At 41.4% G+C, this 25,313-nt stretch carries 22 protein-coding genes and 1 other RNA gene; 19 read left to right on the top strand and 4 right to left on the bottom strand.

Annotation, left to right across the window (positions count from 1 at the left end):
• Positions 1-237: 237 nt before the first annotated feature.
• Entirely contained in the window at positions 238-2,220 is a 1,983-nt protein-coding gene (locus tag N8L33_RS06985) for a peptide ABC transporter substrate-binding protein (protein WP_101776524.1), read from the top strand.
• Positions 2,221-2,424: 204 nt separating this feature from the next.
• On the opposite strand, the gene pbp1a is transcribed toward N8L33_RS06985, so the two are convergent.
• Entirely contained in the window at positions 2,425-4,590 is a 2,166-nt protein-coding gene (gene pbp1a, locus N8L33_RS06980) for a penicillin-binding protein PBP1A (RefSeq protein ID WP_261059400.1), read from the bottom strand.
• The gene (gene recU / locus N8L33_RS06975; protein WP_261022472.1) at positions 4,583-5,182 is read right to left on the bottom strand and encodes a Holliday junction resolvase RecU; all 600 of its coding nucleotides are present in this window, start codon (positions 5,180-5,182) and stop codon (positions 4,583-4,585) included. Before recU ends, pbp1a begins: the two co-directional genes overlap by 8 nt.
• 66 nt (positions 5,183-5,248) lie before the next feature.
• Between recU and N8L33_RS06970 the strand changes: the two genes are divergently transcribed.
• From N8L33_RS06970 to tig, 18 genes are all read left to right on the top strand, one after another.
• Positions 5,249-5,776: an SLOG family protein gene (locus N8L33_RS06970; protein WP_261059396.1), complete on the top strand. Its 528-nt coding sequence runs from the start codon at positions 5,249-5,251 to the stop codon at positions 5,774-5,776.
• Positions 5,777-5,845: 69 nt separating this feature from the next.
• Positions 5,846-6,175, top strand: coding sequence for a cell division regulator GpsB (gpsB, locus tag N8L33_RS06965; protein WP_261013363.1), 330 nt, complete (start codon positions 5,846-5,848; stop codon positions 6,173-6,175).
• Positions 6,176-6,195: 20 nt separating this feature from the next.
• An RNA gene (rnpB, locus tag N8L33_RS06960) (RNase P RNA component class B) lies at positions 6,196-6,576 on the top strand.
• Between the two features lie 84 nt (positions 6,577-6,660).
• Positions 6,661-7,818 carry a THUMP domain-containing class I SAM-dependent RNA methyltransferase gene (locus N8L33_RS06955; RefSeq protein WP_261059394.1) on the top strand — a complete coding sequence of 386 codons (1,158 nt, stop codon included), beginning with the start codon at positions 6,661-6,663 and terminating at the stop codon, positions 7,816-7,818.
• Between the two features lie 12 nt (positions 7,819-7,830).
• On the top strand, positions 7,831-9,222 hold the full coding sequence (gene mapZ / locus N8L33_RS06950; RefSeq protein ID WP_261059392.1) for a cell division site-positioning protein MapZ: 1,392 nt from the start codon (positions 7,831-7,833) through the stop codon (positions 9,220-9,222).
• A 75-nt stretch (positions 9,223-9,297) separates the two neighbouring features.
• Complete coding sequence (gene gndA / locus N8L33_RS06945) at positions 9,298-10,722, top strand: NADP-dependent phosphogluconate dehydrogenase (RefSeq protein WP_261059390.1); 1,425 nt, start codon at positions 9,298-9,300, stop codon at positions 10,720-10,722.
• 11 nt (positions 10,723-10,733) lie between these two features.
• A complete protein-coding gene (locus tag N8L33_RS06940) occupies positions 10,734-11,423 on the top strand; it encodes a response regulator transcription factor (RefSeq protein ID WP_153220775.1) in 690 nt (229 codons plus the stop codon).
• 99 nt (positions 11,424-11,522) lie between these two features.
• The gene (cbpJ, locus tag N8L33_RS06935) at positions 11,523-12,530 is read left to right on the top strand and encodes a choline-binding protein CbpJ (protein WP_261059388.1); all 1,008 of its coding nucleotides are present in this window, start codon (positions 11,523-11,525) and stop codon (positions 12,528-12,530) included.
• 17 nt (positions 12,531-12,547) lie between these two features.
• On the top strand, positions 12,548-13,504 hold the full coding sequence (gene cbpC / locus N8L33_RS06930; RefSeq protein WP_261059387.1) for a choline-binding protein CbpC: 957 nt from the start codon (positions 12,548-12,550) through the stop codon (positions 13,502-13,504).
• A gap of 229 nt (positions 13,505-13,733) precedes the next feature.
• Complete coding sequence (gene mvk, locus N8L33_RS06925; RefSeq protein WP_261059385.1) at positions 13,734-14,612, top strand: mevalonate kinase; 879 nt, start codon at positions 13,734-13,736, stop codon at positions 14,610-14,612.
• Positions 14,594-15,547 carry a diphosphomevalonate decarboxylase gene (gene mvaD, locus N8L33_RS06920; protein ID WP_261059383.1) on the top strand — a complete coding sequence of 318 codons (954 nt, stop codon included), beginning with the start codon at positions 14,594-14,596 and terminating at the stop codon, positions 15,545-15,547. The genes mvk and mvaD overlap by 19 nt, the downstream gene beginning before the upstream one ends.
• Positions 15,534-16,541 carry a phosphomevalonate kinase gene (locus N8L33_RS06915; RefSeq protein WP_261059381.1) on the top strand — a complete coding sequence of 336 codons (1,008 nt, stop codon included), beginning with the start codon at positions 15,534-15,536 and terminating at the stop codon, positions 16,539-16,541. The genes mvaD and N8L33_RS06915 overlap by 14 nt, the downstream gene beginning before the upstream one ends.
• Positions 16,525-17,535: a type 2 isopentenyl-diphosphate Delta-isomerase gene (gene fni, locus N8L33_RS06910; RefSeq protein WP_261059379.1), complete on the top strand. Its 1,011-nt coding sequence runs from the start codon at positions 16,525-16,527 to the stop codon at positions 17,533-17,535. The genes N8L33_RS06915 and fni overlap by 17 nt, the downstream gene beginning before the upstream one ends.
• A 76-nt stretch (positions 17,536-17,611) precedes the next feature.
• Entirely contained in the window at positions 17,612-18,310 is a 699-nt protein-coding gene (liaF, locus tag N8L33_RS06905) for a cell wall-active antibiotics response protein LiaF (RefSeq protein WP_261059377.1), read from the top strand.
• A complete protein-coding gene (locus N8L33_RS06900) occupies positions 18,307-19,302 on the top strand; it encodes an envelope stress sensor histidine kinase LiaS (RefSeq protein WP_261059376.1) in 996 nt (331 codons plus the stop codon). The genes liaF and N8L33_RS06900 overlap by 4 nt, the downstream gene beginning before the upstream one ends.
• Before the next feature lie 13 nt (positions 19,303-19,315).
• Positions 19,316-19,948 (top strand): response regulator transcription factor, encoded by a 633-nt coding sequence (locus N8L33_RS06895; RefSeq protein ID WP_261059373.1) that lies wholly within the window; start codon positions 19,316-19,318, stop codon positions 19,946-19,948.
• Positions 19,949-20,566: a DNA alkylation repair protein gene (locus N8L33_RS06890; RefSeq protein WP_261059372.1), complete on the top strand. Its 618-nt coding sequence runs from the start codon at positions 19,949-19,951 to the stop codon at positions 20,564-20,566. It abuts the gene before it with no gap.
• 83 nt (positions 20,567-20,649) lie between these two features.
• Entirely contained in the window at positions 20,650-21,933 is a 1,284-nt protein-coding gene (gene tig, locus N8L33_RS06885) for a trigger factor (RefSeq protein ID WP_000116491.1), read from the top strand.
• Between the two features lie 152 nt (positions 21,934-22,085).
• Here the strand turns inward: tig and recD2 are convergent, their stop codons facing one another.
• Positions 22,086-24,452, bottom strand: a complete 2,367-nt coding sequence (gene recD2 / locus N8L33_RS06880) for an SF1B family DNA helicase RecD2 (protein ID WP_261059370.1) — start codon at positions 24,450-24,452, stop codon at positions 22,086-22,088.
• 243 nt (positions 24,453-24,695) lie between these two features.
• Positions 24,696-25,310 carry a signal peptidase I gene (lepB, locus tag N8L33_RS06875; RefSeq protein WP_261059369.1) on the bottom strand — a complete coding sequence of 205 codons (615 nt, stop codon included), beginning with the start codon at positions 25,308-25,310 and terminating at the stop codon, positions 24,696-24,698.
• Positions 25,311-25,313 lie beyond the last annotated feature (3 nt).

Genomic DNA, 25,313 nt, shown 5'->3' with positions numbered 1-25,313 from the left:
ATATGGGACTTTTTTTCTACACAAAATAGGCTCCATAATATCCATAGGGGGTTACCCACTACAAATATTATAGAGCCAAAATTCCTTGACTATGTAATGTAGTTGAGGGATTTTTTGACATTATTCATATTTTTGCAAAGTTGTTGTTTAAAAAATAATTTTCTAAAATTCAGAAAATTCTATTGACAGGACGTTAAAAAGGGTCTATAATGAATAAAAAAAACAAAGGAGAATACTATGAAAACAAGGAAAGTATTGGCCCTTGCGGGAGTAACTTTATTAGCAACTGGTGTTTTAGCTGCTTGCTCTGGCTCAGGGTCTAGTGCAAAAGGTGAGAAAACTTTTTCTTATGTTTACGAAACAGATCCAGATAACCTGAACTACTTGACAACTGGTAAGGCAGCAACTACTGACATTACTAGTAATGTGATTGATGGATTGCTTGAAAATGACCGCTATGGTAACTTTGTGCCATCTATAGCTGAGGATTGGTCTGTATCTAAGGACGGCTTGACTTACACTTATACAATCCGTAAAGATGCCAAGTGGTACACATCTGAAGGAGAAGAGTATGCGCCTGTGAAAGCTCAAGACTTTGTAACAGGACTTAAGTATGCGACAGATAAGAAATCAGAAGCCCTTTACTTGGTACAGGATTCAATTAAAGGTTTGGACGCCTATGCTAAAGGGGAAAATAAAGATTTCTCTCAAGTTGGGATTAAAGCTCTTGACGATCAAACAGTCCAATACACTTTGAACAAACCTGAAAGTTTTTGGAATTCTAAAACAACAATGGGTGTCTTAGCACCAGTTAATGAAGAGTTTTTAAACTCTAAGGGAGATGATTTTGGGAAAGCAACAGATCCAAGCAGTATCCTTTATAATGGTCCTTATTTGTTAAAATCTCTTGTGGCTAAATCTTCCGTTGAATTTGCGAAAAATCCTAACTACTGGGATAAGGATAATGTTCACATTGATAAGGTAAAACTTTCATTCTGGGATGGTCAAGATACAGGAAAACTTGCAGAAAACTTCAAAGATGGAAGCTTTACAATGGCTCGTCTCTTCCCGACAAGCGCAAGTTATCCTGAACTTGAAAAAGAGTTTAAAGACAACATCGTTTATACACCACAAGATTCTACTACTTATTTAGTAGGTACTAATATTGATCGCCAGTCTTATAAGTACACTTCTAAGACAACGGATGAAGAAAAAACATCAACCAAGAAAGCTCTTCTAAACAAAGATTTCCGTCAAGCCCTTGCCTTTGGTTTTGATAGAAAAGCCTATGCTTCTCAAGTGAATGGTGCGAATGGGGCAACTAAACTGCTTCGTAACTTGTTTGTTCCTCCTACATTTGTACAGGCAGATGGAAAGAACTTTGGCGAAATGGTCAAAGACAAATTGGTGACTTATGGTGACGAATGGAGCAACGTGAACTTGGATGATGCTCAGGATGGACTCTACAATCCTGAAAAAGCGAAAGCAGAGTTTGCTAAAGCCAAGACAGCTCTCCAAGCGGAAGGTGTTCGATTCCCAATCCACTTGGATATGCCAGTTGACCAAACCAATACAACAAAAGTTCAACGTGTCCAATCTTTTAAACAATCACTTGAAGAAACATTAGGAACTGACAATGTCGTCATTGATATCCAACAACTTCAAAAAGATGAAGTTCTCAATGTTACCTACTTTGCTGAAACGGCTGCAGGACAAGATTGGGATGTCTCAGATAACGTTGGATGGGGACCAGACTACATTGACCCATCTACCTACCTTGATATTCTCAAACCATCTGTAGGGGAAAGTACAAAGACTTATCTAGGATTTGATGCTGGTACAAATAATGCAGCAGCTAAACAAGTTGGTTTGGAAGACTACGAAAAAATGGTTGTTGAAGCTGATGCAGAAGTGAAAGACATTTCAAAACGTTATGAAAAATATGCAGCTGCCCAAGCTTGGTTGACAGATAGTGCTTTGATCATCCCAACAACTTCTAAAACTGGTCGTCCAATGTTGTCTAAGATGGTACCATTTACACTTCCGTTTGCATACTCTGGTAACAAGGGTACGACCGAAGCCACTTTGTATAAATACCTTGATGTACAAGATAAACCAGTGAGAGTTGATGAGTATCAAAAAGCTCAAGAAAAATGGATGAAAGAAAAAGAAGAATCCAATAAAAAAGCGCAAGAAGAACTTGCAAAACATGTTAAATAAAGGTAAGGGAGTTGGTTTGTAGCCGACTCTTTTATACTCTTCGAAAATCTCTTCAAACCACATCAGCTTCCATCTGCAACCTCAAAACACTGTTTTGAGCAACCTGCGGCTAGTTTCCTAGTTTGCTCTTTGATTTTCGTTGAGTATTAGCTATCTTGTAGTAAAAAAATCCTGAGAATTTCTAACTCTCAGGATTTTTCGTATTTACTGTTGTGGTTGTTGAAATTGAGGGGCCTGTGGTTGTTGTTGGATTTGTTGGCCAGGCTGTCCCTGATTAGGATTCGTTGGTGTAGGATTATTTGCTGGTTGACCAGGAGTAGGTGTTACTTGAGTGCTTGAACTTTCAGATGTTGTAGAGGGACTCTCTACTTCTGATTGTGTTTGTTGTGTGTCAGGAGTATTTAATGTATTTCTGGCTCCATTTTGGAATACGAACTGGCCGCTTCGGTATAGTCCTTCAGGCATTGTCCAGTCTCCAGGATGGTTATTTTGAGCAAGGTAGCTCATCATAGCGCGATAGACTCTAGCAGCAACTGTGAGACCGTCGCCTAGAATAGGAGTGAGACGGTTGCTATAACCTGTCCAAACGGCCATTGAATACTTACGAGTATAACCGACAAACAGTTCATCTGGTGCTACAAGTTGATTCGACTTGATATGATTTTCGATTTCTTCATCTGTATAGTTAGAAGTCCCTGTTTTCCCTGCTTGAGGAATTCCAGGCAGATAGGCGTTGTAACCTGTTCCAGATGTCAAAACTGTTTTCATCATTTCTGTCATCATGTAGGCAGTAGACTCTTTCATAGCTCTTGTACCAACGTCAGAAAATTCTTTTTCACTACCGTCACTAAAGACGATTTTATTGATGTACATTGGTTTGTGATAAGTACCGCCATTTGCGAATGCAGCGTAGGCTGCAGCCATTTTTTCACTGCTTGCCCCGTATTGTTTACTAGATTCAGTTGTATTACTTGAAATAGCATTTGAATAGTGTATTACAGGATAGTCGATTCCTAAACCATTTAGGAAGTTTTTAGCTCTATCTAAACCAACCTTATTTAGTGTTTCAACGGCAGGTACGTTACGAGATTGTTGAAGGGCATATTGCAGAGTAATATTACCAAAATATGCTCGATCCCAGTTGTAAACAGGAGTACTTGTACCAGGATAGTTATAAGGAATATCGTGGACAGTAGTTGCAGTTGAATCATATACACCGTATTCTAAGGCTGGGGCATAATCAGTGATTGGTTTCATGGTTGATCCCCAGTCACGGTTGGTTTCCACAGCTTGGTTGGTACCAAATGAAACGTTACTTGCTTGGTGACGAGCTCCAAGTTGGGCGATGACTTTACCATTGGAAGTATCAACGATAGTTGAGGCTACTTGAAGGTCATTATCTGGATAAGAGACATACTCATCTGTATTGTAAATATCCCAAAGTCGTTGTTGAATTCCCTTGTCTACATTTGTGTAGACTTCCATCCCAGTAGTAAGAAGATTATATCCAGTTTCGTGCTCTACTTGTTCAATAACCTCTTTTAGATAGTTATCCATATATGCTGGATAAGTAGCAGCCGACTTAAGACTTTGTAAACCATCAGTGATAGGTGTGTTGACGGCTTTTTCATATTGCTCAGCACTAATGTAATCTTGCCCTCTCATTTCTGAAAGAACTAAATTACGACGGTCTAGTGCTGCTTCCGGATGAGAGTAAGGATCGTATTGGTTAGGTGCCTGAGGCATACCTGCTAGCAAAGCTAATTGAGGTAAAGATAAATCCTTTAGATCTTTTCCATAGTAATTTTGGGCTGCTGTCTGCATTCCATAATTACCATTTGACATATAGACCTTATTGATGTAGTAGGTAAGAATTTCCTGTTTGGTAGCTTTTTGTTCCAATTGGATAGCTAGCCAAGCCTCTTGTGCTTTTCGGGAGATATTTTGATCCGAAGTTGATGTTGAGAAATAGGTCAACTTAATCAACTGCTGGGTTAGGGTTGATCCTCCTTGTAAAGAGTTACTTTGTAAGTTACGTAAGAAGGCCCCCATGATCCGAATCGTATCTACCCCTCTGTGGTCAAAGAAGCGATGGTCTTCGATAGACACGATAGCTTTGACTAAATCAGTAGGAATTTCGTTAGCTTGAGCGTTTACTCGGCGTTCAGAGCCCAGATCGGCAATGAGTTCGTTATTATTGTCATAAATCTTGCTAGAAGTTGTTGCAACTAATTTACTATCTGATAGGGCTGGAGCTTTGCTCACAAAATAGAGGAAAACACCCCCGCCCAATAGAAATAATGCGATAAAGAGAGTTAGGAAAAAGATTCCAATATACTTTAATATTCGCATAAGAATGTATTTATTCATCTTGTTTACCACCTAGTAAATGTTCTTTGATAACATCGAGATAGGGAATTTGTGGAAATGCCCCTAGTTTTATCTGGTAACCGTATTCTCGTATGTATCCAAGTGGCATTGATTTTTGCCCCTTATCTTGATGATAGAAGCGAATCAAATCGAATGCCGGCAATAAGTAGGTTTCTTGCTGAGAAGAAAAGTGAAGAAGGACAAAGCAGATTCCTTGTTGGGCAAGGACTTGTTCCATATGCTGAATCTGATGTGGATGGAAATTTTTCATCGGAATCGCACGTTTTTGTTTTGTTTCCTTGGCTTCAAAGTCGATGTAATATCCCTTATAAACGCCAGAATAGTCTGTCGTTGAAGCTTGTCGAAAATAGGCTTCAACAATCTTGGCACGACTTCGTTGTGGATAGTCCACTCGTACGATTTGAATAGGGGTTGGTTTCTTGTGTATAACAGCTAAGCCCTGAGACAAATAGTAGTCGTTGGTAGCATTAATCATCTTTTCAAAAGACATTCCTCGATTTGCGAAATTTTTGGGTTGAGAAAGAGATGTTTGTCTTTTTTGTGATGAAATTTTATGAGGATAGTTGACCATAATTCTCCTTATTGGTACAATAACATCACTCTATTATATCATAAATTTACACAGAAAGGGTTAAAAATGACTACAGCTTTGGTTTTAGGCTATTCTGCTTTTGATTTGGGTTTGTTTTCGGACAAGGATCCTCGTCTTAAATTGATTAAAAAAGCGATACGTAGGGATTTAGAAGCTATGGCAGAAGATGGGGTGACTTGGCTTGTATTTACCGGGACTTTGGGCTTTGAATATTGGGTTTTAGAGGTTGCTCAGGAAATGAAGACCGAATACGGTTTCCAGTTGGCCACCATTTTTGCTTTTGAAACCCATGGGGAAAATTGGAATGAAGGCAATCAGATGAAACTGAGTCGCTTTAAGCAGGTAGAATTTGTCAAATATGCCTATCCTCGTTATGAACACAAGGGGCAGTTAAGAGATTACCAGCAGTTTTTACTGGAAAACACGAACAGTTCCTATCTTTTTTATGATGAAGAAAATGAAACGAAACTAGCTTATTTTTACCAAAAGATGAAAAATCAAGAGGACTACTTTATAAAGAGATTAACATTTGATCAGCTAAATGAACTTGCTGAAAATTTTTCCGAAAATTGAAGCTTTGACCTTGATTTTTGTTTGCCTTTTTTTATATAATAATACTAGCAAGTGAGAATGGAGAGAGACATGGCAAGTATTATTTTTTCAGCGAAAGATATTTTTGAACAAGAGTTTGGACGTGAAGTCCGTGGGTATAGCAAGGTAGAAGTTGATGAGTTTTTAGACGATGTCATTAAGGATTATGAAACCTATGCTGCCTTGGTCAAGTCACTTCGTCAGGAAATTGCGGATTTGAAGGAAGAACTAGCTCGTAAACCGAAACCTTCACCAGTTCAAGCAGAGCCTATTGAAGCAGCAACTACAAGTTCTATGACGAATTTTGATATTTTGAAACGCTTGAATCGTCTTGAAAAAGAAGTGTTTGGTAAACAAATTTTAGATAACTCAGATTTCTAAGTAGTTATTTGAGATGTGCAATTTTTGGATAATCGCGTGAGGAGAATTTCTTCTCATGAGGAAAGTCCATGCTAGCACAGGCTGTGATGCCTGTAGTGTTTGTGCTAGGCGAAACCATAAGCCTAGGGACGAGAAATCGTTACGGCAGTTGAAATGGCTAAGTCCTTGGATAGGCCAGAGTAGGCTTGAAAGTGCCACAGTGACGGAGTCTTTCTGGAAACGGAGAGAGTGGAACGCGGTAAACCCCTCAAGCTAGCAACCCAAATTTTGGTCGGGGCATGGAGTACGCGGAAACGAACGTAGTATTCTGACTGCTATCAGCTAGAGCTGTTAGTGGTAGACAGATGATTATCGAAGGAAGTGGTCCTAGTCACTTCTGGAACAAAACATGGCTTATAGAAAATTGCATATAGGTTGGGGCTGAGAAATTTTCTCAACCTCATTTTTTAAAGTGGACATATAGAAAGGTCTTGCAAGACTGTAACATGAAAAAAGAATTTAATTTAATTGCAACTGTGGCAGCAGGTCTTGAAGCTGTTGTGGGACGAGAAGTGCGAGAGTTGGGCTACGATTGTCAGGTTGAAAATGGACGTGTTCGTTTTCAAGGAGACGTGAGAGCCATTATCGAAACCAACCTCTGGCTTCGGGCAGCAGACCGTATCAAGATTATCGTAGGAACGTTCCCAGCTAAGACTTTTGAAGAGCTGTTTCAGGGAGTTTTCGCTCTAGATTGGGAAAATTATTTACCACTTGGAGCTCGATTCCCGATTTCAAAAGCCAAATGTGTTAAGTCCAAGCTTCACAATGAGCCAAGTGTGCAGGCTATTTCTAAGAAAGCTGTTGTTAAGAAATTGCAGAAACACTATGCTCGTCCAGAAGGTGTTCCGCTGATGGAAACTGGTCCTGAGTTTAAGATTGAGGTCTCGATTCTCAAAGATGTGGCAACTGTCATGATTGATACGACAGGCTCCAGTCTCTTTAAGCGTGGTTATCGTACCGAAAAAGGTGGAGCCCCTATCAAGGAAAACATGGCAGCGGCTATTTTACAACTTTCTAACTGGTACCCAGACAAGCCTTTGATTGATCCGACCTGTGGTTCAGGAACTTTCTGTATCGAGGCGGTCATGATTGCTCGAAAGATGGCTCCAGGTCTTCGTCGCTCTTTTGCTTTTGAGGAATGGAACTGGGTCAGCGACCGCTTGATTCAGGAAGTGCGCACAGAAGCGGCTAAAAAAGTAGACCGTGAGCTTGAGCTGGATATCATGGGCTGTGATATTGATGCTCGCATGGTGGAAATTGCTAAGGCCAATGCTCAGGCAGCAGGTGTTGCAGGAGATATTACATTTAAGCAGATGCGCGTGCAGGATTTACGTTCTGATAAAATCAATGGCGTGATTATCTCAAATCCGCCTTATGGAGAACGTTTATCAGATGATGCAGGGGTGACCAAGCTCTATGCTGAGATGGGGCAAGTATTTACACCACTGAAAACTTGGAGTAAGTTTATCCTAACTAGTGATGAAGCATTTGAAAGTAAGTATGGTAGTCAGGCGGATAAGAAACGTAAGTTATACAACGGAACCTTGAAAGTGGATCTGTATCAATATTTTGGTCAGCGTGTTAAACGCCAAGAGTTAAAATAGAAAGGAATACCCATGAGTAAGAAAAGACGGAATCGTCATAAAAAAGAAGTCCAAGAACCGCGATTTGATTTTGATGAAGCAAAAGAGCTAACAGTTGGTCAAGCCATTCGTAAAAATGAAGAAGTGGAAGCAGGGGTCTTGCCTGAGGATTCCATTTTGGACAAGTATGTTAAACAACATAAAGATGAAATCGAAGCAGATAAGTTTGCGACTCGTCAATACAAAAAAGAGGAGTTAGTCGAAACTCAGAGTCTGGATGATTTAATTCAAGAGGTGCGTGAGGCTGTAGAGGAGTCAGAAGCTTCTTCGGAGGAAGTTCCCATCTTACCACCCTTGCCTCTGGACGATGAGGAGCAAGGCTTGGATTCTCTATTACTAGAGGATGAAAATCCAATAGAAATGACTGAAGAAGTGGAAGAGGAGCAAAACCTTTCTCGTCTGGAACAAGAAGGCTCAGAAAAGAAAAGCAAAAAAGGATTTGTTTTAACCGCTTTGGCGTTTGTATCAGTGATTATCTGTGTCAGTGCTTATTATGTTTACCGTCAAGTGAATCGCTCAACACAGGAAATCCAAACTTCTCAATCATCGTCTAGCGAGCAGAATGTTCAGCCGATTTTAGAAGATTTCAATAGCCAATACGATGCCTTTTATACAGATAGCAATAAAACGGCTTTGAAGAATAGCCAGTTTGATAAACTGAGTCAACTCAAAACCTTGCTTGATAAGCTGGAAGGTAGTCGTGAACATACGCTTGCCAAATCGAAGTATGATAGTCTAGCAACGCAAATCAAGGCCATTCAAGATGTCAATGCTCAATTTGAAAAACCAGCTATTGTGGATGGTGTTTTGGATACCAATGCCAAAGTCAAATCGGATGCTAAATTTACGGATATTAAAACTGGAAATACGGAGCTTGATAAAGTGCTAGATAAGGCTATCAGTCTTGGTAAGAGTCAGCAAACAAGTGTTTCTAGCTCAAGTTCAAGTCAAACTAGCAGTTCAAACTCTAGTCAAACAAGTTCAAATACGATTAGTGAGACAAAACCAAGTAGTTCAAATGAGACTAGAAGTAGTCGCAGTGAAGTCAATATGGGTCTCTCGAGTGCAGGGGTTGCTGTTCAAAGAAGTGCTAGTCGTGTTGCCTATAATCAGTCTGCTATTGATGATAGTAACAACTCTGCCTGGGATTTTGCGGATGGTGTCTTAGAACAAATTTTAGCGACTTCACGTTCACGTGGATATATCACTGGTAACCAATATATCCTTGAACGTGTTAATATCGTTAATGGCAATGGTTATTACAACCTCTACAAGCCAGATGGAACCTATCTCTTTACCCTTAACTGTAAGACAGGATACTTTGTTGGAAATGGTTCTGGACATGCGGATGCCTTGGACTTCTAAGTAGCCGTTACAAAATTCTTTCTTTTCAAAAGTAAAAATGATAAAATAAAACAAATTAAATAAGAGGAGTGTCAAATGACAAAAGCTAACTTTGGTGTCGTAGGTATGGCCGTAATGGGTCGTAACCTTGCCCTTAATATTGAATCTCGTGGTTACACAGTTGCTATCTACAACCGTAGTAAAGAAAAAACTGAAGATGTAATTGCTTGCCATCCTAAAAAGAACTTTGTACCAAGCTATGACGTTGAAAGTTTTGTAAACTCAATCGAAAAACCTCGTCGTATCATGCTCATGGTTCAAGCTGGACCTGGTACAGATGCTACTATCCAAGCCCTTCTTCCACACCTTGACAAGGGTGATATCTTGATTGACGGCGGAAACACTTTCTACAAAGATACAATCCGTCGTAATGAAGAATTGGCAAACTCAGGCATTAACTTTATCGGTACTGGGGTTTCTGGTGGTGAAAAAGGTGCTCTTGAAGGTCCTTCTATCATGCCTGGTGGACAAAAAGAGGCCTACGAATTGGTTGCGGATGTTCTTGAAGAAATCTCAGCTAAAGCACCAGAAGATGGCAAACCATGTGTGACTTACATCGGTCCTGATGGAGCTGGTCACTATGTGAAAATGGTTCACAACGGTATCGAGTATGGTGATATGCAATTGATCGCAGAAAGCTATGATTTGATGCAACACTTGCTAGGTCTTTCAGCAGAAGATATGGCTGAAATCTTTACTGAGTGGAACAAGGGTGAGTTGGACAGCTACTTAATTGAAATCACAGCTGATATCTTGAGCCGTAAAGACGACGAAGGTCAAGATGGACCAATCGTAGACTACATCCTTGATGCTGCAGGTAACAAGGGAACTGGTAAATGGACTAGCCAATCATCACTTGACCTTGGTGTGCCATTGTCACTAATTACTGAGTCAGTATTTGCACGTTACATCTCTACTTATAAAGAAGAACGTGTACATGCTAGCAAGGTTCTTCCAAAACCAGCTGACTTCAAATTTGAAGGAGACAAGGCTGAGTTGATCGAAAAGATTCGTCAAGCCCTTTACTTCTCAAAAATCATTTCATACGCACAAGGTTTTGCGCAATTGCGTGTATCTTCTAAAGAAAACAACTGGAATTTGCCATTTGCAGACATCGCATCTATCTGGCGTGATGGCTGTATCATCCGTTCTCGTTTCTTGCAAAAGATTACAGATGCTTACAACCGTGATGCAGACCTTGCTAACCTTCTTTTGGATGAGTACTTCTTGGATGTTACTGCTAAGTACCAACAAGCAGTGCGTGATATCGTAGCTCTTGCTGTTCAAGCTGGTGTGCCAGTGCCAACTTTCTCAGCAGCTATTACTTACTTTGATAGCTACCGTTCAGCTGACCTTCCAGCTAACTTGATCCAAGCGCAACGTGATTACTTTGGTGCCCACACTTACCAACGTAAAGATAAAGAAGGAACCTTCCACTACTCTTGGTATGACGAAAAATAAGTAGGTCTGCCATGGGGAAACGGATTTTATTACTTGAGAAAGAACGAAATCTAGCTCATTTTTTAAGTTTGGAGCTCCAAAAAGAGCAATACCGAGTTGATCAGGTTGAGGAGGGGCAAAAAGCCCTCTCCATGGCTCTTCAAACAGACTATGACTTGATTTTATTGAATGCTCAACTGGGGGATATGACAGCCCAGGATTTTGCAGACAAGCTGAGTCGAACTAAGCCAGCCTCAGTCATCATGGTCTTGGACCATCGTGAAGAATTGCAAGATCAGATTGAGACAATCCAACGCTTTGCCGTTTCTTACATCTATAAGCCAGTTATTATTGAGAATCTGGTAGCTCGTATTTCAGCGATTTTCCGAGGTCGGGACTTTATCGATCAACACTGTAGTCAGATGAAGGTTCCAACGTCTTACCGCAATTTGCGTATGGATGTAGAACATCATACCGTTTATCGTGGCGAGGAGATGATTGCTCTGACGCGTCGTGAGTATGACCTTTTGGCCACTCTTATGGGAAGCAAGAAAGTTCTGACTCGTGAGCAGTTGTTGGAAAGTGTCTGGAAGTATGAAAGTGCGACTGAAACTAATATCGTGGATGTCTATATCCGTTATCTACGTAGCAAGCTTGATGTAAAAGGTCAAAAAAGCTACATTAAAACAGTTCGTGGTGTTGGTTACACCATGCAAGAATAGAAAAGCAGTTGCAGTTTTGTAACTGCTTTTTTGAGGGGTTTTCTATATATTGACATGCAGTTTGGTCTTTGCTATAATCAGTTATGGAGGATACGTCTAATGAAAATAATAAAAAAATTGCTGCAAATCGTATTAGCAGTCTTTTTCTTCGGTTTGCTAGCAACAAGTGCAGTATTGGCGGATGATTCTGATTCAGAAGGTTGGAAATTTGTCCAAGAAAATGGTAGAACCTACTACAAGAAGGGTGACATCAAAGAAACGGACTGGCGAGTGATTGATGGCAAGACCTATTATTTTGATTATAATGGTGAAATGGTTGTTGGTTGGCAATACATTCCAATGCCAGTTAAAGGATATACAATTGGTCCTTACCCTAATGGCATAAGATTAGAAGGTTCCCCAATGCCAGAATGGTACTACTTTGACAAAAATGGAGTGCTACAAGAGTTTGTTGGTTGGAAAGCATTAGAGGTTAAAACTAAAGACAGTGTTGGAAGAAAGTATGGGGAAAAACGTACAAACCCGGAAGATAAAGAAGAGAAGAGTTTTTACACGAACTATTACTTTAATCAAAATCATTCTTTAGAGACAGGTTGGCTTTATGACAAGTCTAATTGGTATTATCTAGCTAAAACGGAAATTAATGGAGAAAACTATATTGGTGGTGAAAGACGTGCAGGTTGGATAAATGATGGTTCAGCTTGGTACTATCTAGATTCAGAAACTGGTATCATGCAAACTGGTTGGAAGCAAATTGGCAATAAGTGGTACTACCTCCGTTCATCAGGTGCAATGGCAACTGGCTGGTATCAGGAAGGCTCAACTTGGTACTATTTAGATGCTGAAAATGGCGATATGAAAACAGGCTGGCAATATCTTGGTAACAAGTGGTACTATCTCCGTTCATCAGGAGCCATGGCAACTGGTTGGGTGAAAGATGGTTCAACTTGGTACTACCTAAATGCAAGTAATGGAGACATGAAAACAGGTTGGATAAAAGTAGGAGGAAACTGGTATTATCTCAATTCCTCTGGAGCAATGGCTACAGGTAGCCAAACTATCGATGGTAAAGTTTATAATTTCGCCTCATCTGGTGAGTGGATTTAATATTGGAGGGTATATAGATGAAAATTTTGAAAAAAATGATGCAAGTTGGACTAACAGCATTTTTCTTTGGTTTGTTAGCTACAAATACAGTATTTGCGGATACCACAGGTGGACAGTTTGTTGATAAGGATAATAGAAAATATTATATAAAAGATGACCATAAAGCAATCTATTGGCATAAAATAGACGGTAAAACTTACTATTTTGGTGATAGAGGAGAGATGGTTGTCGGTTGGCAATACGTAGAAATTCCTGGAACAGGTTATCGTGATGATTTATTTAATAATCATCCAGTCTTAGAAATTGGCCTTGAGGAGAAGTGGTACTATTTTGGACAAGATGGTGCTTTGCTAGAACAAACAGATAAACAAGTACTAGAGGAAAAAACGTCTGAAAATACAGGAAAAGTATACGGTGAACAATATGCTCCATCTGCTGAAAAGAGAACTTATTATTTTGATAATCATTATGCTGTAAAGACAGGCTGGATTTATGAAGACGGCAATTGGTATTATTTAAATAAGATAGGAAATTTTGGCGATGATTCTTACAATCCACTACCAATTGGTGAAGTTGCTAAGGGTTGGACTCAAGATTTCCATGTTACTTTTGGCATTGATAGAAGCAAACCTGCTCCATGGTACTACTTGGATCCAAAAACTGGAATCATGCAAACAGGTTGGCAATACCTTGGCAACAAGTGGTACTATCTCCGTTCATCAGGATCTATGGCAACTGGTTGGTATCAGGAAGGCTCAACTTGGTATTATTTAGACCAGTCAAATGGAGATATGCAAACAGATTGGCAATATCTTGGTAACAAGTGGTACTATCTCCATTCATCAGGAGCTATGGTCACTGGTTGGTTCCAGGTCGGTAGTAAATGGTACTACGCCTATAGCTCAGGTACTTTGGCAGTAAATACGACTGTAGATGGCTATTCTGTCAACTATAATGGCGAATGGGTCCAATAATGAAAGAAGCGATTGTGAATGGAAACAATCGCTTTTTTTGTGAAAATATAATAAAATAGATAGGAGAGAATAAATACTTGTAGGAAAAAATAATACTCTTCGAAAATCAAATTCAAACCACGTCAGCGTCGCCTTACCGTACTCAAGTACAGCCTGCGGCTAGCTTCCTAGTTTGCTTTTTGATTTTTATTGAGTATGAGACGGCTTTTTCGTCTAGTAAAAGGATAACATGACAAAAAAGGTTGGTGTCGGTCAGGCACATAGTAAAATAATTTTAATAGGGGAGCATGCGGTAGTTTACGGTTATCCTGCCATTTCCCTGCCTCTTTTGGAGGTGGAGGTGACTTGTAAGGTAGTTCCTGCAGCGAGTCCTTGGCGCCTCTATGAGGAGGATACCTTGTCCATGGCAGTTTATGCTTCGCTGGAGTATTTGGATATCAAAGAAGCCTGCATTCGCTGTGAGATTGACTCGGCTATCCCTGAAAAACGGGGAATGGGTTCGTCAGCAGCTATCAGCATAGCGGCTATTCGTGCGGTATTTGACTACTATCAGGCCGACCTGCCTCATGATGTACTAGAAATCTTGGTCAATCGGGCTGAGATGATTGCTCATATGAATCCTAGTGGTTTAGATGCTAAGACTTGTCTCAGTGACCAACCTATCCGCTTTATCAAGAATGTAGGATTTACAGAGCTTGAGATGAATCTATCTGCCTATTTAGTAATTGCTGATACGGGCGTTTATGGTCACACTCGTGAAGCTATCCAAGTGGTTCAAAGTAAGGGGAAAGACGCCCTACCGTTTTTGCATGCCTTGGGAGAATTAACCCAGCAGGCAGAAGAAGCGATTTCACGAAAAGATGCTGAAGGACTGGGACAAATCCTCAGTCAGGCGCATTTACATTTAAAAGAAATTGGTGTTAGTAGCCCTGAGGCAGACCATTTGGTAGAAACGGCTCTGAGCCATGGTGCTCTGGGTGCCAAGATGAGCGGTGGTGGGCTAGGAGGCTGTATTATCGCCTTGGCAACCAATTTGCCTCAAGCTCAAGAACTAGCAGAAAGATTAGAAGAGAAAGGAGCTGTACAGACATGGATCGAGAGCCTGTAACAGTACGTTCTTACGCAAATATTGCCATTATCAAATATTGGGGAAAGAAAAAAGAAAAAGAGATGGTGCCTGCTACTAGCAGTATTTCTTTGACTTTGGAAAATATGTACACGGAGACGACCTTGTCATCTCTACCGACGGATGCGACAGCTGATGCCTTTTATATCAATGGTCAGTTACAAAATGAGACTGAGCATGCTAAGATGAGTAAGATTATTGACCGCTACCGTCCAGATGGTGAGGGCTTTGTTCGTATTGACACTCAAAACAATATGCCTACGGCAGCAGGTCTATCCTCAAGTTCTAGCGGTTTATCCGCCTTGGTTAAGGCATGTAATGCTTATTTTAAGCTTGGTTTGAATCGGAGACAGTTGGCGCAGGAGGCTAAGTTTGCATCAGGGTCGTCCTCTCGGAGTTTTTATGGACCGCTAGGTGCCTGGGATAAGGATAGTGGGGAAATTTACCCTGTAGAGACAGACTTGAAATTAGCTATGATTATGTTGGTGCTAGAAGACAAGAAAAAACCAATCTCTAGCCGTGATGGGATGAAACTCTGTGTGGAAACCTCGACGACTTTTGACGACTGGGTGCGCCAGTCTGAGAAAGACTATCAGGATATGCTGATTTACCTCAAGGAAAATGATTTTGTAAAGGTTGGGGAATTAACGGAGAAAAATGCCCTTGCTATGCACGCTACGACAAAAACAGCATCACCAGCCTTTTCTTATCTGACAGATGCATCTTATGAAGCCATGGATTTTGTTCGCCAGCTCCGTGAGCAAGGAGAGGCCTGCTACTTTACTATGGATGCTGGTCCCAATGTCAAAGTTCTTTGTCAAGAGAAAGACTTGGAGCATTTATCTGAAATTTTCAGTCAGAGTTATCGCTTGATTGTGTCAAAAACAAAGGATTTGAGCCAAGATGACTGCTGTTAAAACTTGTGGAAAACTCTATTGGGCAGGTGAGTATGCTATTTTAGAGCCAGGGCAATTAGCCTTGATAAAGGCTATTCCTATCTATATGAGGGCAGAGATTGCTTTTTCTGACAGCTACCGTATCTACTCAGATATGTTTGATTTTGCAGTAGACTTGACGCCCAATCCTGACTACAGCTTGATTCAAGAAACGATTGCTTTGATGAATGACTTCCTCGCCGATTGTGGGCAGACTTTGCGACCTTTTTCTATGGAAATCCGAGGAAAAATGGAAAGAGAAGGGAAAAAGTTTGGTTTAGGCTCTAGCGGTAGCGTCGTTGTCTTGGTTATCAAGGCTCTGCTTGTTCTATATGATATTACGGTTGATTCGAAACTCTTGTTCAAGCTGGCCAGCGCTGTCTTGCTCAAGCGAGGTGACAATGGCTCTATGGGAGACCTTGCCTGTATCGTGGCAGAGGATTTGGTTCTCTACCAGTCGTTTGATCGCCAAAAGGTGGCTGCTTGGTTGCAAGAAGAAAACTTGGCGACAGTTTTGGAGCATGATTGGGGTTTTTCCATCTCACAAGTGAAACCAAATCTAGAATGTGATTTCCTAGTTGGATGGACCAAGGAAGTAGCTGTGTCTAGTAACATGGTCAAGCAAATCAAGCAAAACATCAATCAGAATTTTTTAAGTTCCTCAAAAGAAACGGTGGCTACTTTGGTAGAAGCCTTGGAGCTGGGGAAAGCTGAAAAAGTTATCGAGCAAGTAGAAGTAGCCAGTCAACTTTTAGAAGGCTTGAGCGCAGATATTTACACGCCTTCGCTCAGACAACTGAAAGAAGCCAGTCAAGATTTGCAGGCTGTTGCCAAGAGTAGCGGTGCTGGTGGTGGTGACTGTGGGATTGCCTTGAGTTTTGATGTGCAATCAACTGAAACCTTAAAAAATCGTTGGGCCGATCTGGGGATTGAGCTCTTATACCAAGAAAGGATAGGACATGACGACAAATCGTAAGGACGAGCATATCCGCTATGCCCTTGAGCAGAAAAGTTCCTATAATAGCTTTGATGAGGTGGAATTGATTCACGCTTCCCTGCCCCTTTACGATCTGGATGAAATCAATCTGTCGACAGAATTTGCTGGTCGAAAGTGGGACTTTCCTTTTTATATCAATGCTATGACGGGTGGAAGCGAAAAAGGTAAAGAAATCAATCAAAAACTGGCTCAGGTGGCAGAAGACTGTGAGATTTTGTTTGTGACAGGCTCTTATAGTGCGGCTCTCAAAGATCCATCAGATGCCTCTTTTTCTGTCAAGTCTAGTCATCCAAATCTCCTTCTTGGAACCAATATTGGATTGGACAAGTCTGTCGAGTTAGGACTTCAGACTGTAGAAGAGATGAATCCTGTTCTCTTGCAGGTGCATGTCAATGTCATGCAGGAATTACTCATGCCTGAGGGAGAAAGAAAGTTTCGAAGCTGGCAATCGCATCTGGCTGACTATAGCAAGCAAATCCCTGTTCCGATTGTCCTAAAGGAAGTGGGCTTTGGGATGGATGCCAAGACCATCGAGAGAGCCTATGAATTGGGCGTTCGAACCTTTGACCTGTCGGGTCGTGGTGGCACCAGCTTTGCCTATATCGAAAACCGTCGCAGTGGTCAGCGTGATTATCTCAATCAATGGGGCCAGTCTACCATGCAAGCCCTTCTCAATGCCCAAGACTGGAAAGACAAGGTTGAACTCTTGGTCAGTGGTGGCGTTCGGAATCCGCTGGATATGATTAAGTGCTTGGTCTTTGGTGCTAAGGCTGTAGGATTGTCACGAACCGTTCTGGAATTGGTTGAAACCTATTCAGTTGAAGAAGTGATTGGCATTGTCCAAGGTTGGAAAGAAGATCTACGCTTAATTATGTGTGCTCTTAATTGTGCTACCATAGCAGATTTGCAAAGCGTAGATTACATTCTTTATGGAAAATTAAAAGAAGCAAATGATCAGATGAAAAAGGCGTAACCATCGCCTTTTTTCCATCTTCAGACCGAGGTGACTTTTTTGAATTGTGATAAAATAAAAGGGAGAGGATGAACCTATGAGAAAATTTAAAATCTTTTTATTTATCGAAGCCTGTCTGTTGACGGGAGCTCTGATGTTGATGGTTTCAGAGCATTTTTCGCGTTTTCTGCTGATTCTATTCCTCTTTTTACTTTTGATTCGCTATTACACTGGTAAAGAGGGCAATAACCTCCTTTTGGTGGTGGCAACCATTCTCTTCTTTTTCATCGTCATGCTCAATCCTTTTGTGATTTTAGCTATTTTTGTTGCGGTTATATACAGTCTCTTTCTTCTTTACCCGATGATGAATCAGGAAAAAGAGCAAACCAATTTGGTTTTTGAAGAGGTGGTGACGGTTAAGAAGGAGAAAAATCGTTGGTTTGGAAATCTCCATCATTTTTCAAGTTACCAGACTTGCCAATTTGATGATATCAATCTCTTTCGTCTCATGGGGAAGGACACTATTCATCTGGAGAGGGTCATTCTAACCAATCATGACAATGTTATTATCCTTAGAAAGATGGTAGGCACGACCAAAATCATTGTGCCTGTAGATGTAGAAGTCAGTCTCAGTGTTAATTGTCTCTATGGGGATTTGAATTTTTTCAACCAGCCCAAGCGAGCCCTCCGCAATGAACACTATCATCAGGAAACGAGAGATTATCTCAAGAGTAACAAGAGTGTCAAGATTTTCTTGACTACTGTGATTGGGGATGTTGAGGTGGTCAGAGGATGAAAAAACAAGCTTATGTAATCATTACTCTCACTTCCATCCTGTTTGTCTTATTTTTCTCCCACAGTTTGCTGGAAATCCTTGACTTTGACTGGTCTATTTTCTTGCACGATGTCGAAAAAACAGAAAAATTTATTTTTTTGTTGTTGGTATTCAGTATGTCCATGACCTTTCTCTTAGCCCTGTTTTGGCGAGGTGTGGAAGAGCTTTCTCTAAGAAAAATGCAGGCTAATCTCAAGCGTTTGTTGGCAGGGAAAGAAGTGATTCAGCTTGCAGATCCAGATTTGGATGCCAGTTTCAAGTCCTTGTCAGGTAAACTTAATCTTTTGACAGAAGCTCTTCAAAAAGCAGAAAATCAGAGTCTTGCTCAGGAAGAGGAAATCATCGAGAAAGAACGGAAGCGGATTGCTCGGGATTTGCACGATACAGTCAGTCAGGAGTTGTTTGCGGCCCACATGATTTTGTCAGGTGTCAGCCAGCAGTCTTTGAAATTGGATAGAGAAAAGATGCAGACCCAGTTGCAGAGCGTCACAGCCATCCTTGAAACAGCCCAGAAGGACTTGCGGGTCTTGCTCCTGCACTTGCGACCAGTTGAACTGGAGCAAAAGAGTCTGGTTGAGGGAATTCAAATCCTCTTAAAAGAGCTTGAGGACAAGAGTGATCTCAGAGTTAGTCTTAAGCAAAATGTAACGAAATTACCTAAGAAAATTGAGGAGCATATCTTCCGTATCCTGCAAGAGTTGATCAGCAATACCCTCCGCCATGCCCAGGCCTCTTGCTTGGATGTCTATCTCTATCAGACAGATGTTGAATTGCAGCTGAAGGTGGTGGACAATGGGCTTGGTTTCCAGTTGGGGAGCTTAGACGACTTGAGTTATGGACTCCGCAATATCAAGGAGCGGGTTGAAGATATGGCAGGGACGGTTCAGTTATTAACAGCTCCCAAGCAAGGGCTGGCAGTTGATATCCGTATTCCCCTGCTCGATAAGGAATGATAAAGGAGTAAAGATGAAAATTTTACTAGTAGATGACCATGAAATGGTCCGATTGGGCTTGAAAAGCTACTTTGACCTCCAAGACGATGTAGAAGTTGTAGGGGAAGCGTCCAACGGGTTTCAGGGTGTTGACTTAGCCTTGAAATTGCGTCCAGATGTTATTGTCATGGATATCGTCATGCCTGAAATGAATGGAATTGACGCGACTTTGGCCATCCTCAAAGAATGGCCTGAAGCCAAGATTTTGATTGTGACTTCTTACTTGGACAATGAAAAAATCATGCCGGTTTTGAATGCTGGTGCCAAAGGCTATATGCTCAAGACTTCTAGTGCAGACGAACTGCTCCATGCCGTCCGTAAGGTGGCTGCTGGCGAGCTGGCTATTGAACAAGAGGTCAGCAAGAAGGTCGAATACCATCGCAATCACATAGAACTACATGAGGACCTGACTACGCGTGAGCGAGATGTTCTCCAACTCATCGCCAAGGGCTACGAAAATCAGCGCATCGCAGACGAACTTTTTATCTCTCTCAAGACGGTCAAGACGCACGTGTCTAACATTCTTGCCAAACTTGAGGTTAGCGATCGTACACAAGCTGCGGTCTATGCTTTTCAGCACCACTTGGTGGGGCATGAGGAGTTTTAGATGAGTCTAACAGATTTACTTGAGGAGTTAGAAGCAGCAAAAGATCCTAAAAAAGCATGGCCTATGGAGGCCTATATGCGCCATCAATTTTCCTTTCTAGAAGCGAAAAAAACAAAGATTATCGATTGGGATTTTGTAGATACTTGCTGGGAAAAAGAGTCTAGAGAATACCAGTATGTGGCTGCCAATTATTTGAAAGCAATGCATTCTTATCTAAAGGACAGCGATTTGCCTAAACTAGAGCAGTTGGTTGTTACCAAGTCTTGGTGGGATACGGTGGATATCCTAGATCGAGTAGTAGGGAGTTGGGTGTATGAGAAGCAGGAACTGGAAAAAATAATCCTCCAATGGAGCCTGTCAGACAATATCTGGCTGAGACGAGTCGCTATTGACCACCAGTTGTTAAGAAAAGAGAAGACCAATGTTCAGTTAATGGAAAAGATTCTGCTTCATAATTTGAATCAAACAGAATTCTTTATCAATAAAGCCATTGGCTGGGCTCTGAGAGACTACTCCAAAACGAATCCAGCTTGGGTAGCATGCTTCATTGAGAAAAACAAGGAAAGAATGGCTGAACTTAGTATCAAAGAAGCAAGCAAGTACCTCTCCCATCATTGAAAAGCACATTCATTACTTGAAAAAAGTCGCTCATTTATGTTATAATAGACTGTATTTAAAAAATTTTAAGGAGAAATGACAGAATGTCTGTATCATTTGAAAACAAAGAAACAAACCGTGGTGTCTTGACTTTCACTATCTCTCAAGACCAAATCAAACCAGAATTGGATCGTGTCTTCAACTCAGTGAAGAAATCTCTTAATGTTCCAGGTTTCCGTAAAGGTCACCTTCCACGTCCTATCTTCGACAAAAAATTTGGTGAAGAGTCACTTTATCAAGACGTTATGAACGCTCTTTTGCCAAATGCTTATGAAGCAGCTGTAAAAGAAGCTGGTCTTGAAGTGGTTGCTCAACCAAAAATTGACGTAACTTCAATGGAAAAAGGTCAAGACTGGGTTATCACTGCTGAAGTTGTTACAAAACCTGAAGTAAAATTGGGTGACTACAAAAACCTTGAAGTATCAGTTGATGTAGAAAAAGAAGTAACAGACGCTGACGTTGAAGAGCGTATCGAACGTGAACGCAACAACTTGGCTGAATTGGTTATCAAAGAAGCTGCTGCTGAAAACGGTGATACTGTTGTGATTGACTTTGTTGGTTCTATCGACGGTGTTGAATTTGACGGCGGAAAAGGTGAAAACTTCTCACTTGGACTTGGTTCAGGTCAATTCATCCCTGGTTTCGAAGACCAATTGGTAGGTCACTCAGCTGGTGAAACTGTTGACGTTATCGTAACATTCCCAGAAGACTACCAAGCAGAAGACCTTGCAGGTAAAGAAGCTAAATTCGTAACAACTATCCACGAAGTAAAAGCTAAAGAAGTTCCAGCTCTTGACGATGAACTTGCAAAAGACATCGACGAAGAAGTTGAAACACTTGCTGAATTGAAAGAAAAATACCGTAACGAATTGGCTGCTGCTAAAGAAGAAGCTTACAAAGATGCAGTTGAAGGTGCAGCAATTGATAAAGCTGTAGAAAACGCTGAAATCGTAGAACTTCCAGAAGAAATGATTCATGAAGAAGTTCACCGCTCAGTAAACGAATTCCTTGGAAACTTGCAACGTCAAGGTATCAACCCTGACATGTACTTCCAAATCACTGGAACTACTCAAGAAGACCTTCACAATCAATACCAAGCAGAAGCTGAGTCACGTACTAAGACTAACCTTGTTATCGAAGCAGTTGCCAAAGCTGAAGGATTTGACGCTTCAGAAGAAGAAATCCAAAAAGAAGTTGAGCAATTGGCAGCAGACTACAACATGGAAGTTGCTCAAGTACAAAGCTTGCTTTCAGCTGATATGTTGAAACACGATATCACAATCAAAAAAGCTGTTGAATTGATTACAAGCACAGCAACAGTTAAATAATCTTATACTCTTCGAAAATCTCTTCAAACCACGTCAGCGTCGCCTTACCGTACTCAAGTACAGCTTGCGGCTAGCTTCCTAGTTTGCTCTTTGATTTTCATTGAGTATTAATAAACAAAAATCCCACCTGAATTGGTGGGTTTTCTTATGCACTATTTTCCAAAAATCTCTTTGAGGTCTGCGTCTGTAATCCCAATCATGGCGGGGATGCTGTCCCAATTTTCTTCGGTCAGGATGTAGGATTGTTCAGATGCACTTGATGTGGTAGTTTCTGAGACAGTTTGTTGCTTTTCTTCAACATTCTCCAATAAATCACTGAAGCGTTCAATCAGATAGGTTTTTCGGGCAGTTCCGATGTGCTGGGTAGCATAGTCAAAGGCCTGTAATTCGCCTAGTAAGATAAGCTTGCTTTTGGCGCGTGTAATGGCTGTATAGATGAGATTTCGCTCCAGCATACGCCTACTAGCACTGGTGATTGGTAGGATGACAACAGGGAACTCACTTCCCTGAGACTTATGGATACTCATGGCATAGGCCAAACGAATCTTATACCATTCGTTACGTGGGTAAGAGACCTCATTGCCATCAAAATCAATGACAATCTCATCTTGTTTCGACTCGGTGTATTTACCAGGAATCAGGTCTGTGATGGCTCCTAGATCCCCATTAAAGACATTGATTTCAGCATCGTTGACCAAGTGAATGACCTTGTCTCCCTTGCGATAGTGGCACTGGGGAGCTTCAAAACTAAGTTGATCTTTTTGTGGTGGATTGAGCAGGTCTTGCATGAGCTGGTTGATAGCATCAATCCCTGCTGTCCCTCGGTACATGGGAGCCAGAACTTGGATATCACGGGCAGGGATGCCACTTCTGAGGGCAGCGCCTAAGATCTTTTCAATGGTAGCTGGAATATGGCCGCTAGCAATTTCAAAGTAGGAACGGTCTGCTTTTTTCTGGGTGAAATCGGCTGGCAAGATGCCCTGTCGAATTTGACTAGCTAGGGTGACGATGGTTGATTCTTCGCTTTGCCGATAAATTTTTTCCAAGCGAGTCTGAGGAATCAAAGGAATATGAAGCAGGTCAGCTAGAACCTGTCCAGGACTGACAGACGGTAGCTGGTCACTGTCTCCCACGATGAGAATTTTACTGTTAGAAGAGATGTTGGAGAAGAGTTGATTGGCCAGCCAAGTATCCACCATGGAAAATTCATCCACGATGATAAAGTCGGCATCCAGATAATCTTCCAGATGACTGGTATCATCGTCACCTGTCATTCCCAAGTGGCGGTGTATAGTCGCGCTAGGCAAGCCTGTCAATTCATTCATGCGACGAGCTGCTCGTCCAGTTGGAGCAGCAAGAAGAATGGGCAGATTGCTTTTTTTCCTGAGGTCAAGTCCTTCTAAAAGGGCATATACAGCGATGATCCCATTGATAACAGTTGTTTTACCAGTACCAGGTCCACCTGTTAGGATAAAGACCTTGTTTTGGATAGCATCACAGATAGCTTGTTTTTGAATGTGATCATACTCAATCTCCAGTTCTTGCTCGACAGTAGTGATATGTTTTTGAATGGTTTCTAAATCCTGGCTCTTCTGTTTTCCTTTTTCAAGGATACGAACCAAGTGACTGCGGATGCCTTCCTCAGCGAAAAAGAGGCTGTTGTCAAAAATTTTGGTATCAATCTGCTGAACCTTGTCTTCTTCGATCAGGTAGGAGAGTTCTTGGGCCACTTGGCTGGGATCCAGTTCCACGGGGCGGGAAGACTCAAGGAGAGTAAGGGTTTGTTCTAGCAGATCCCGTGCTTCAACATAGGTGTCCCCTGTTTCCATACAGGCCTGAAAAAGACTGTGAACTAGACCGGCGCGGAAGCGTTCAGGAGCCTGACTTTCGATGCCTAGTTCCTCCGCTAATTGGTCAGCAATAGTAAAGCCCAAGCCCTTGATATCCTCAACCAGCTGATAGGGATAATTTTCAACCACATCAAGAGTTTCTTCCTTGTAAAAGTCTTGAATCTGGAAGGCTAGTTTGTTAGGAATGCCGTAGTTGGCTAGTTTTGCCAAAACCATCTCTGTTCCGTAGTTGAGACGAAGAGTGGAGACGAAAGCCTCGCGATTTTTGGCAGAGAGTCCTGAGATGCCTTCTAGCTTTTCTGGGTGTTGCAGAATTTCGTCAATGGTATTGTCGCCATAGGTATCCACGATTTTCTGAGCTGTCTTGAGACCAATTCCCTTGAAATGGCTACTTGAAAAGTACTTGACCAAGCCCTTGCTAGTTGGTTTTGCACGTTCATAACGACTGATTTGCAGTTGCTCCCCATACTTGGAGTGCTGGACAATTTGTCCCCAAAAAGTATAGTCTTCTCCCTCAATCACATCAGCCATGGTGCCGGTGACAATAATTTCAAAATCATCAAAATCTTCTGCGTCCGTATCTTCGATTTCTAGGAGGAGGATGCGATAAAAATTGCTGGGATTTTCAAAAATAATCCGTTCAATGGTTCCTGAAAAATAAACTTCCATAAGATTCCTTTGCATAAATAGGTGAGAGTTAATACTCTTCGAAAATCTCTTCAAACCACGTCAGCTTTCATCTGCAACCTCAAAACACTGTTTTGAGCAACCTGCGGCTAGCTTCCTAGTTTGCTCTTTGATTTTCATTGAGTATAACTTTGTTTCTATCTTAATCAAACTGGATAGTGAATAATCATATTCTCACGATAGAAGAAGAGGCTGAGATTCTTGATTCTCGGCCTCTTAGGTCTCTTAAAATGTTCCGATACGGGTGATTGGCCAGAAGCGGAATTTAGCTTCCCCTGTGATATCTTTTGCTTTAAAAGTACCTACATGGCGGCTGTCGCTCGAAACCAAGCGGTCATCTCCGAGGAGAAGGTATTCTCCTTCTGGGACAGTAAAGCTAAAGTTGGTATTATAGTTGACATCAACTGTGAAGGCTTGCGCTTTTTGAGCGATACTTCTAAAGAAAGTTCCTTTATTTCCTTCAAACCCTTTACCTGAGTAGGTGCTTTGGAGTTTGTCATCCTTGAAACGTTTGATGTAGTCAGCTAGGTAAGGCTCGTCCGTCTCTTTATCATTGATGTAAAGTTTATCGTTTTCGTAACGGATGGTGTCGCCAGGCATTCCAATCACGCGCTTAACGATATCCTTATTGCCATCTTCCTCATGAGCCACCACGATATCAAAACGGTCAATAGGGAGGTGTTTGACAACAAAGAGGATTTCACCATCTGCTAGAGTTGGATCCATGGAATGTCCTTCTACACGAACGTTACTCCAGAAAAAGATACGGCTTAAAGCTAATAATGACAGAATCAGGAGGAACACTCCCCACTCTTTTAGGAAATTTTTAAATGAATTCATAAC

It is taken from the genome of Streptococcus mitis (assembly GCF_946188695.1).
Lineage (GTDB): Bacteria > Bacillota > Bacilli > Lactobacillales > Streptococcaceae > Streptococcus > Streptococcus mitis_DF.
This window is presented reverse-complemented; position numbering and strand designations above follow the sequence as displayed.

Bases quoted from the DNA above. Each gene is read 5' to 3' on its own strand.
- liaF (WP_261059377.1), top strand. From the start codon at position 17,612: ATGAGAAAATTTAAAATCTTTTTATTTATCGAAGCCTGTCTGTTGACG.
- mapZ (WP_261059392.1), top strand. From the start codon at position 7,831: ATGAGTAAGAAAAGACGGAATCGTCATAAAAAAGAAGTCCAAGAACCG.
- N8L33_RS06940 (WP_153220775.1), top strand. From the start codon at position 10,734: ATGGGGAAACGGATTTTATTACTTGAGAAAGAACGAAATCTAGCTCAT.
- gndA (WP_261059390.1), top strand. From the start codon at position 9,298: ATGACAAAAGCTAACTTTGGTGTCGTAGGTATGGCCGTAATGGGTCGT.
- lepB (WP_261059369.1), bottom strand. From the start codon at position 25,310: ATGAATTCATTTAAAAATTTCCTAAAAGAGTGGGGAGTGTTCCTCCTG.
- mvk (WP_261059385.1), top strand. From the start codon at position 13,734: ATGACAAAAAAGGTTGGTGTCGGTCAGGCACATAGTAAAATAATTTTA.
- cbpC (WP_261059387.1), top strand. From the start codon at position 12,548: ATGAAAATTTTGAAAAAAATGATGCAAGTTGGACTAACAGCATTTTTC.
- N8L33_RS06890 (WP_261059372.1), top strand. From the start codon at position 19,949: ATGAGTCTAACAGATTTACTTGAGGAGTTAGAAGCAGCAAAAGATCCT.
- N8L33_RS06970 (WP_261059396.1), top strand. From the start codon at position 5,249: ATGACTACAGCTTTGGTTTTAGGCTATTCTGCTTTTGATTTGGGTTTG.
- recU (WP_261022472.1), bottom strand. From the start codon at position 5,182: ATGGTCAACTATCCTCATAAAATTTCATCACAAAAAAGACAAACATCT.
- N8L33_RS06985 (WP_101776524.1), top strand. From the start codon at position 238: ATGAAAACAAGGAAAGTATTGGCCCTTGCGGGAGTAACTTTATTAGCA.
- gpsB (WP_261013363.1), top strand. From the start codon at position 5,846: ATGGCAAGTATTATTTTTTCAGCGAAAGATATTTTTGAACAAGAGTTT.
- tig (WP_000116491.1), top strand. From the start codon at position 20,650: ATGTCTGTATCATTTGAAAACAAAGAAACAAACCGTGGTGTCTTGACT.
- cbpJ (WP_261059388.1), top strand. From the start codon at position 11,523: ATGAAAATAATAAAAAAATTGCTGCAAATCGTATTAGCAGTCTTTTTC.
- recD2 (WP_261059370.1), bottom strand. From the start codon at position 24,452: ATGGAAGTTTATTTTTCAGGAACCATTGAACGGATTATTTTTGAAAAT.
- N8L33_RS06895 (WP_261059373.1), top strand. From the start codon at position 19,316: ATGAAAATTTTACTAGTAGATGACCATGAAATGGTCCGATTGGGCTTG.
- pbp1a (WP_261059400.1), bottom strand. From the start codon at position 4,590: ATGAATAAATACATTCTTATGCGAATATTAAAGTATATTGGAATCTTT.
- N8L33_RS06915 (WP_261059381.1), top strand. From the start codon at position 15,534: ATGACTGCTGTTAAAACTTGTGGAAAACTCTATTGGGCAGGTGAGTAT.
- N8L33_RS06955 (WP_261059394.1), top strand. From the start codon at position 6,661: ATGAAAAAAGAATTTAATTTAATTGCAACTGTGGCAGCAGGTCTTGAA.
- N8L33_RS06900 (WP_261059376.1), top strand. From the start codon at position 18,307: ATGAAAAAACAAGCTTATGTAATCATTACTCTCACTTCCATCCTGTTT.
- fni (WP_261059379.1), top strand. From the start codon at position 16,525: ATGACGACAAATCGTAAGGACGAGCATATCCGCTATGCCCTTGAGCAG.
- mvaD (WP_261059383.1), top strand. From the start codon at position 14,594: ATGGATCGAGAGCCTGTAACAGTACGTTCTTACGCAAATATTGCCATT.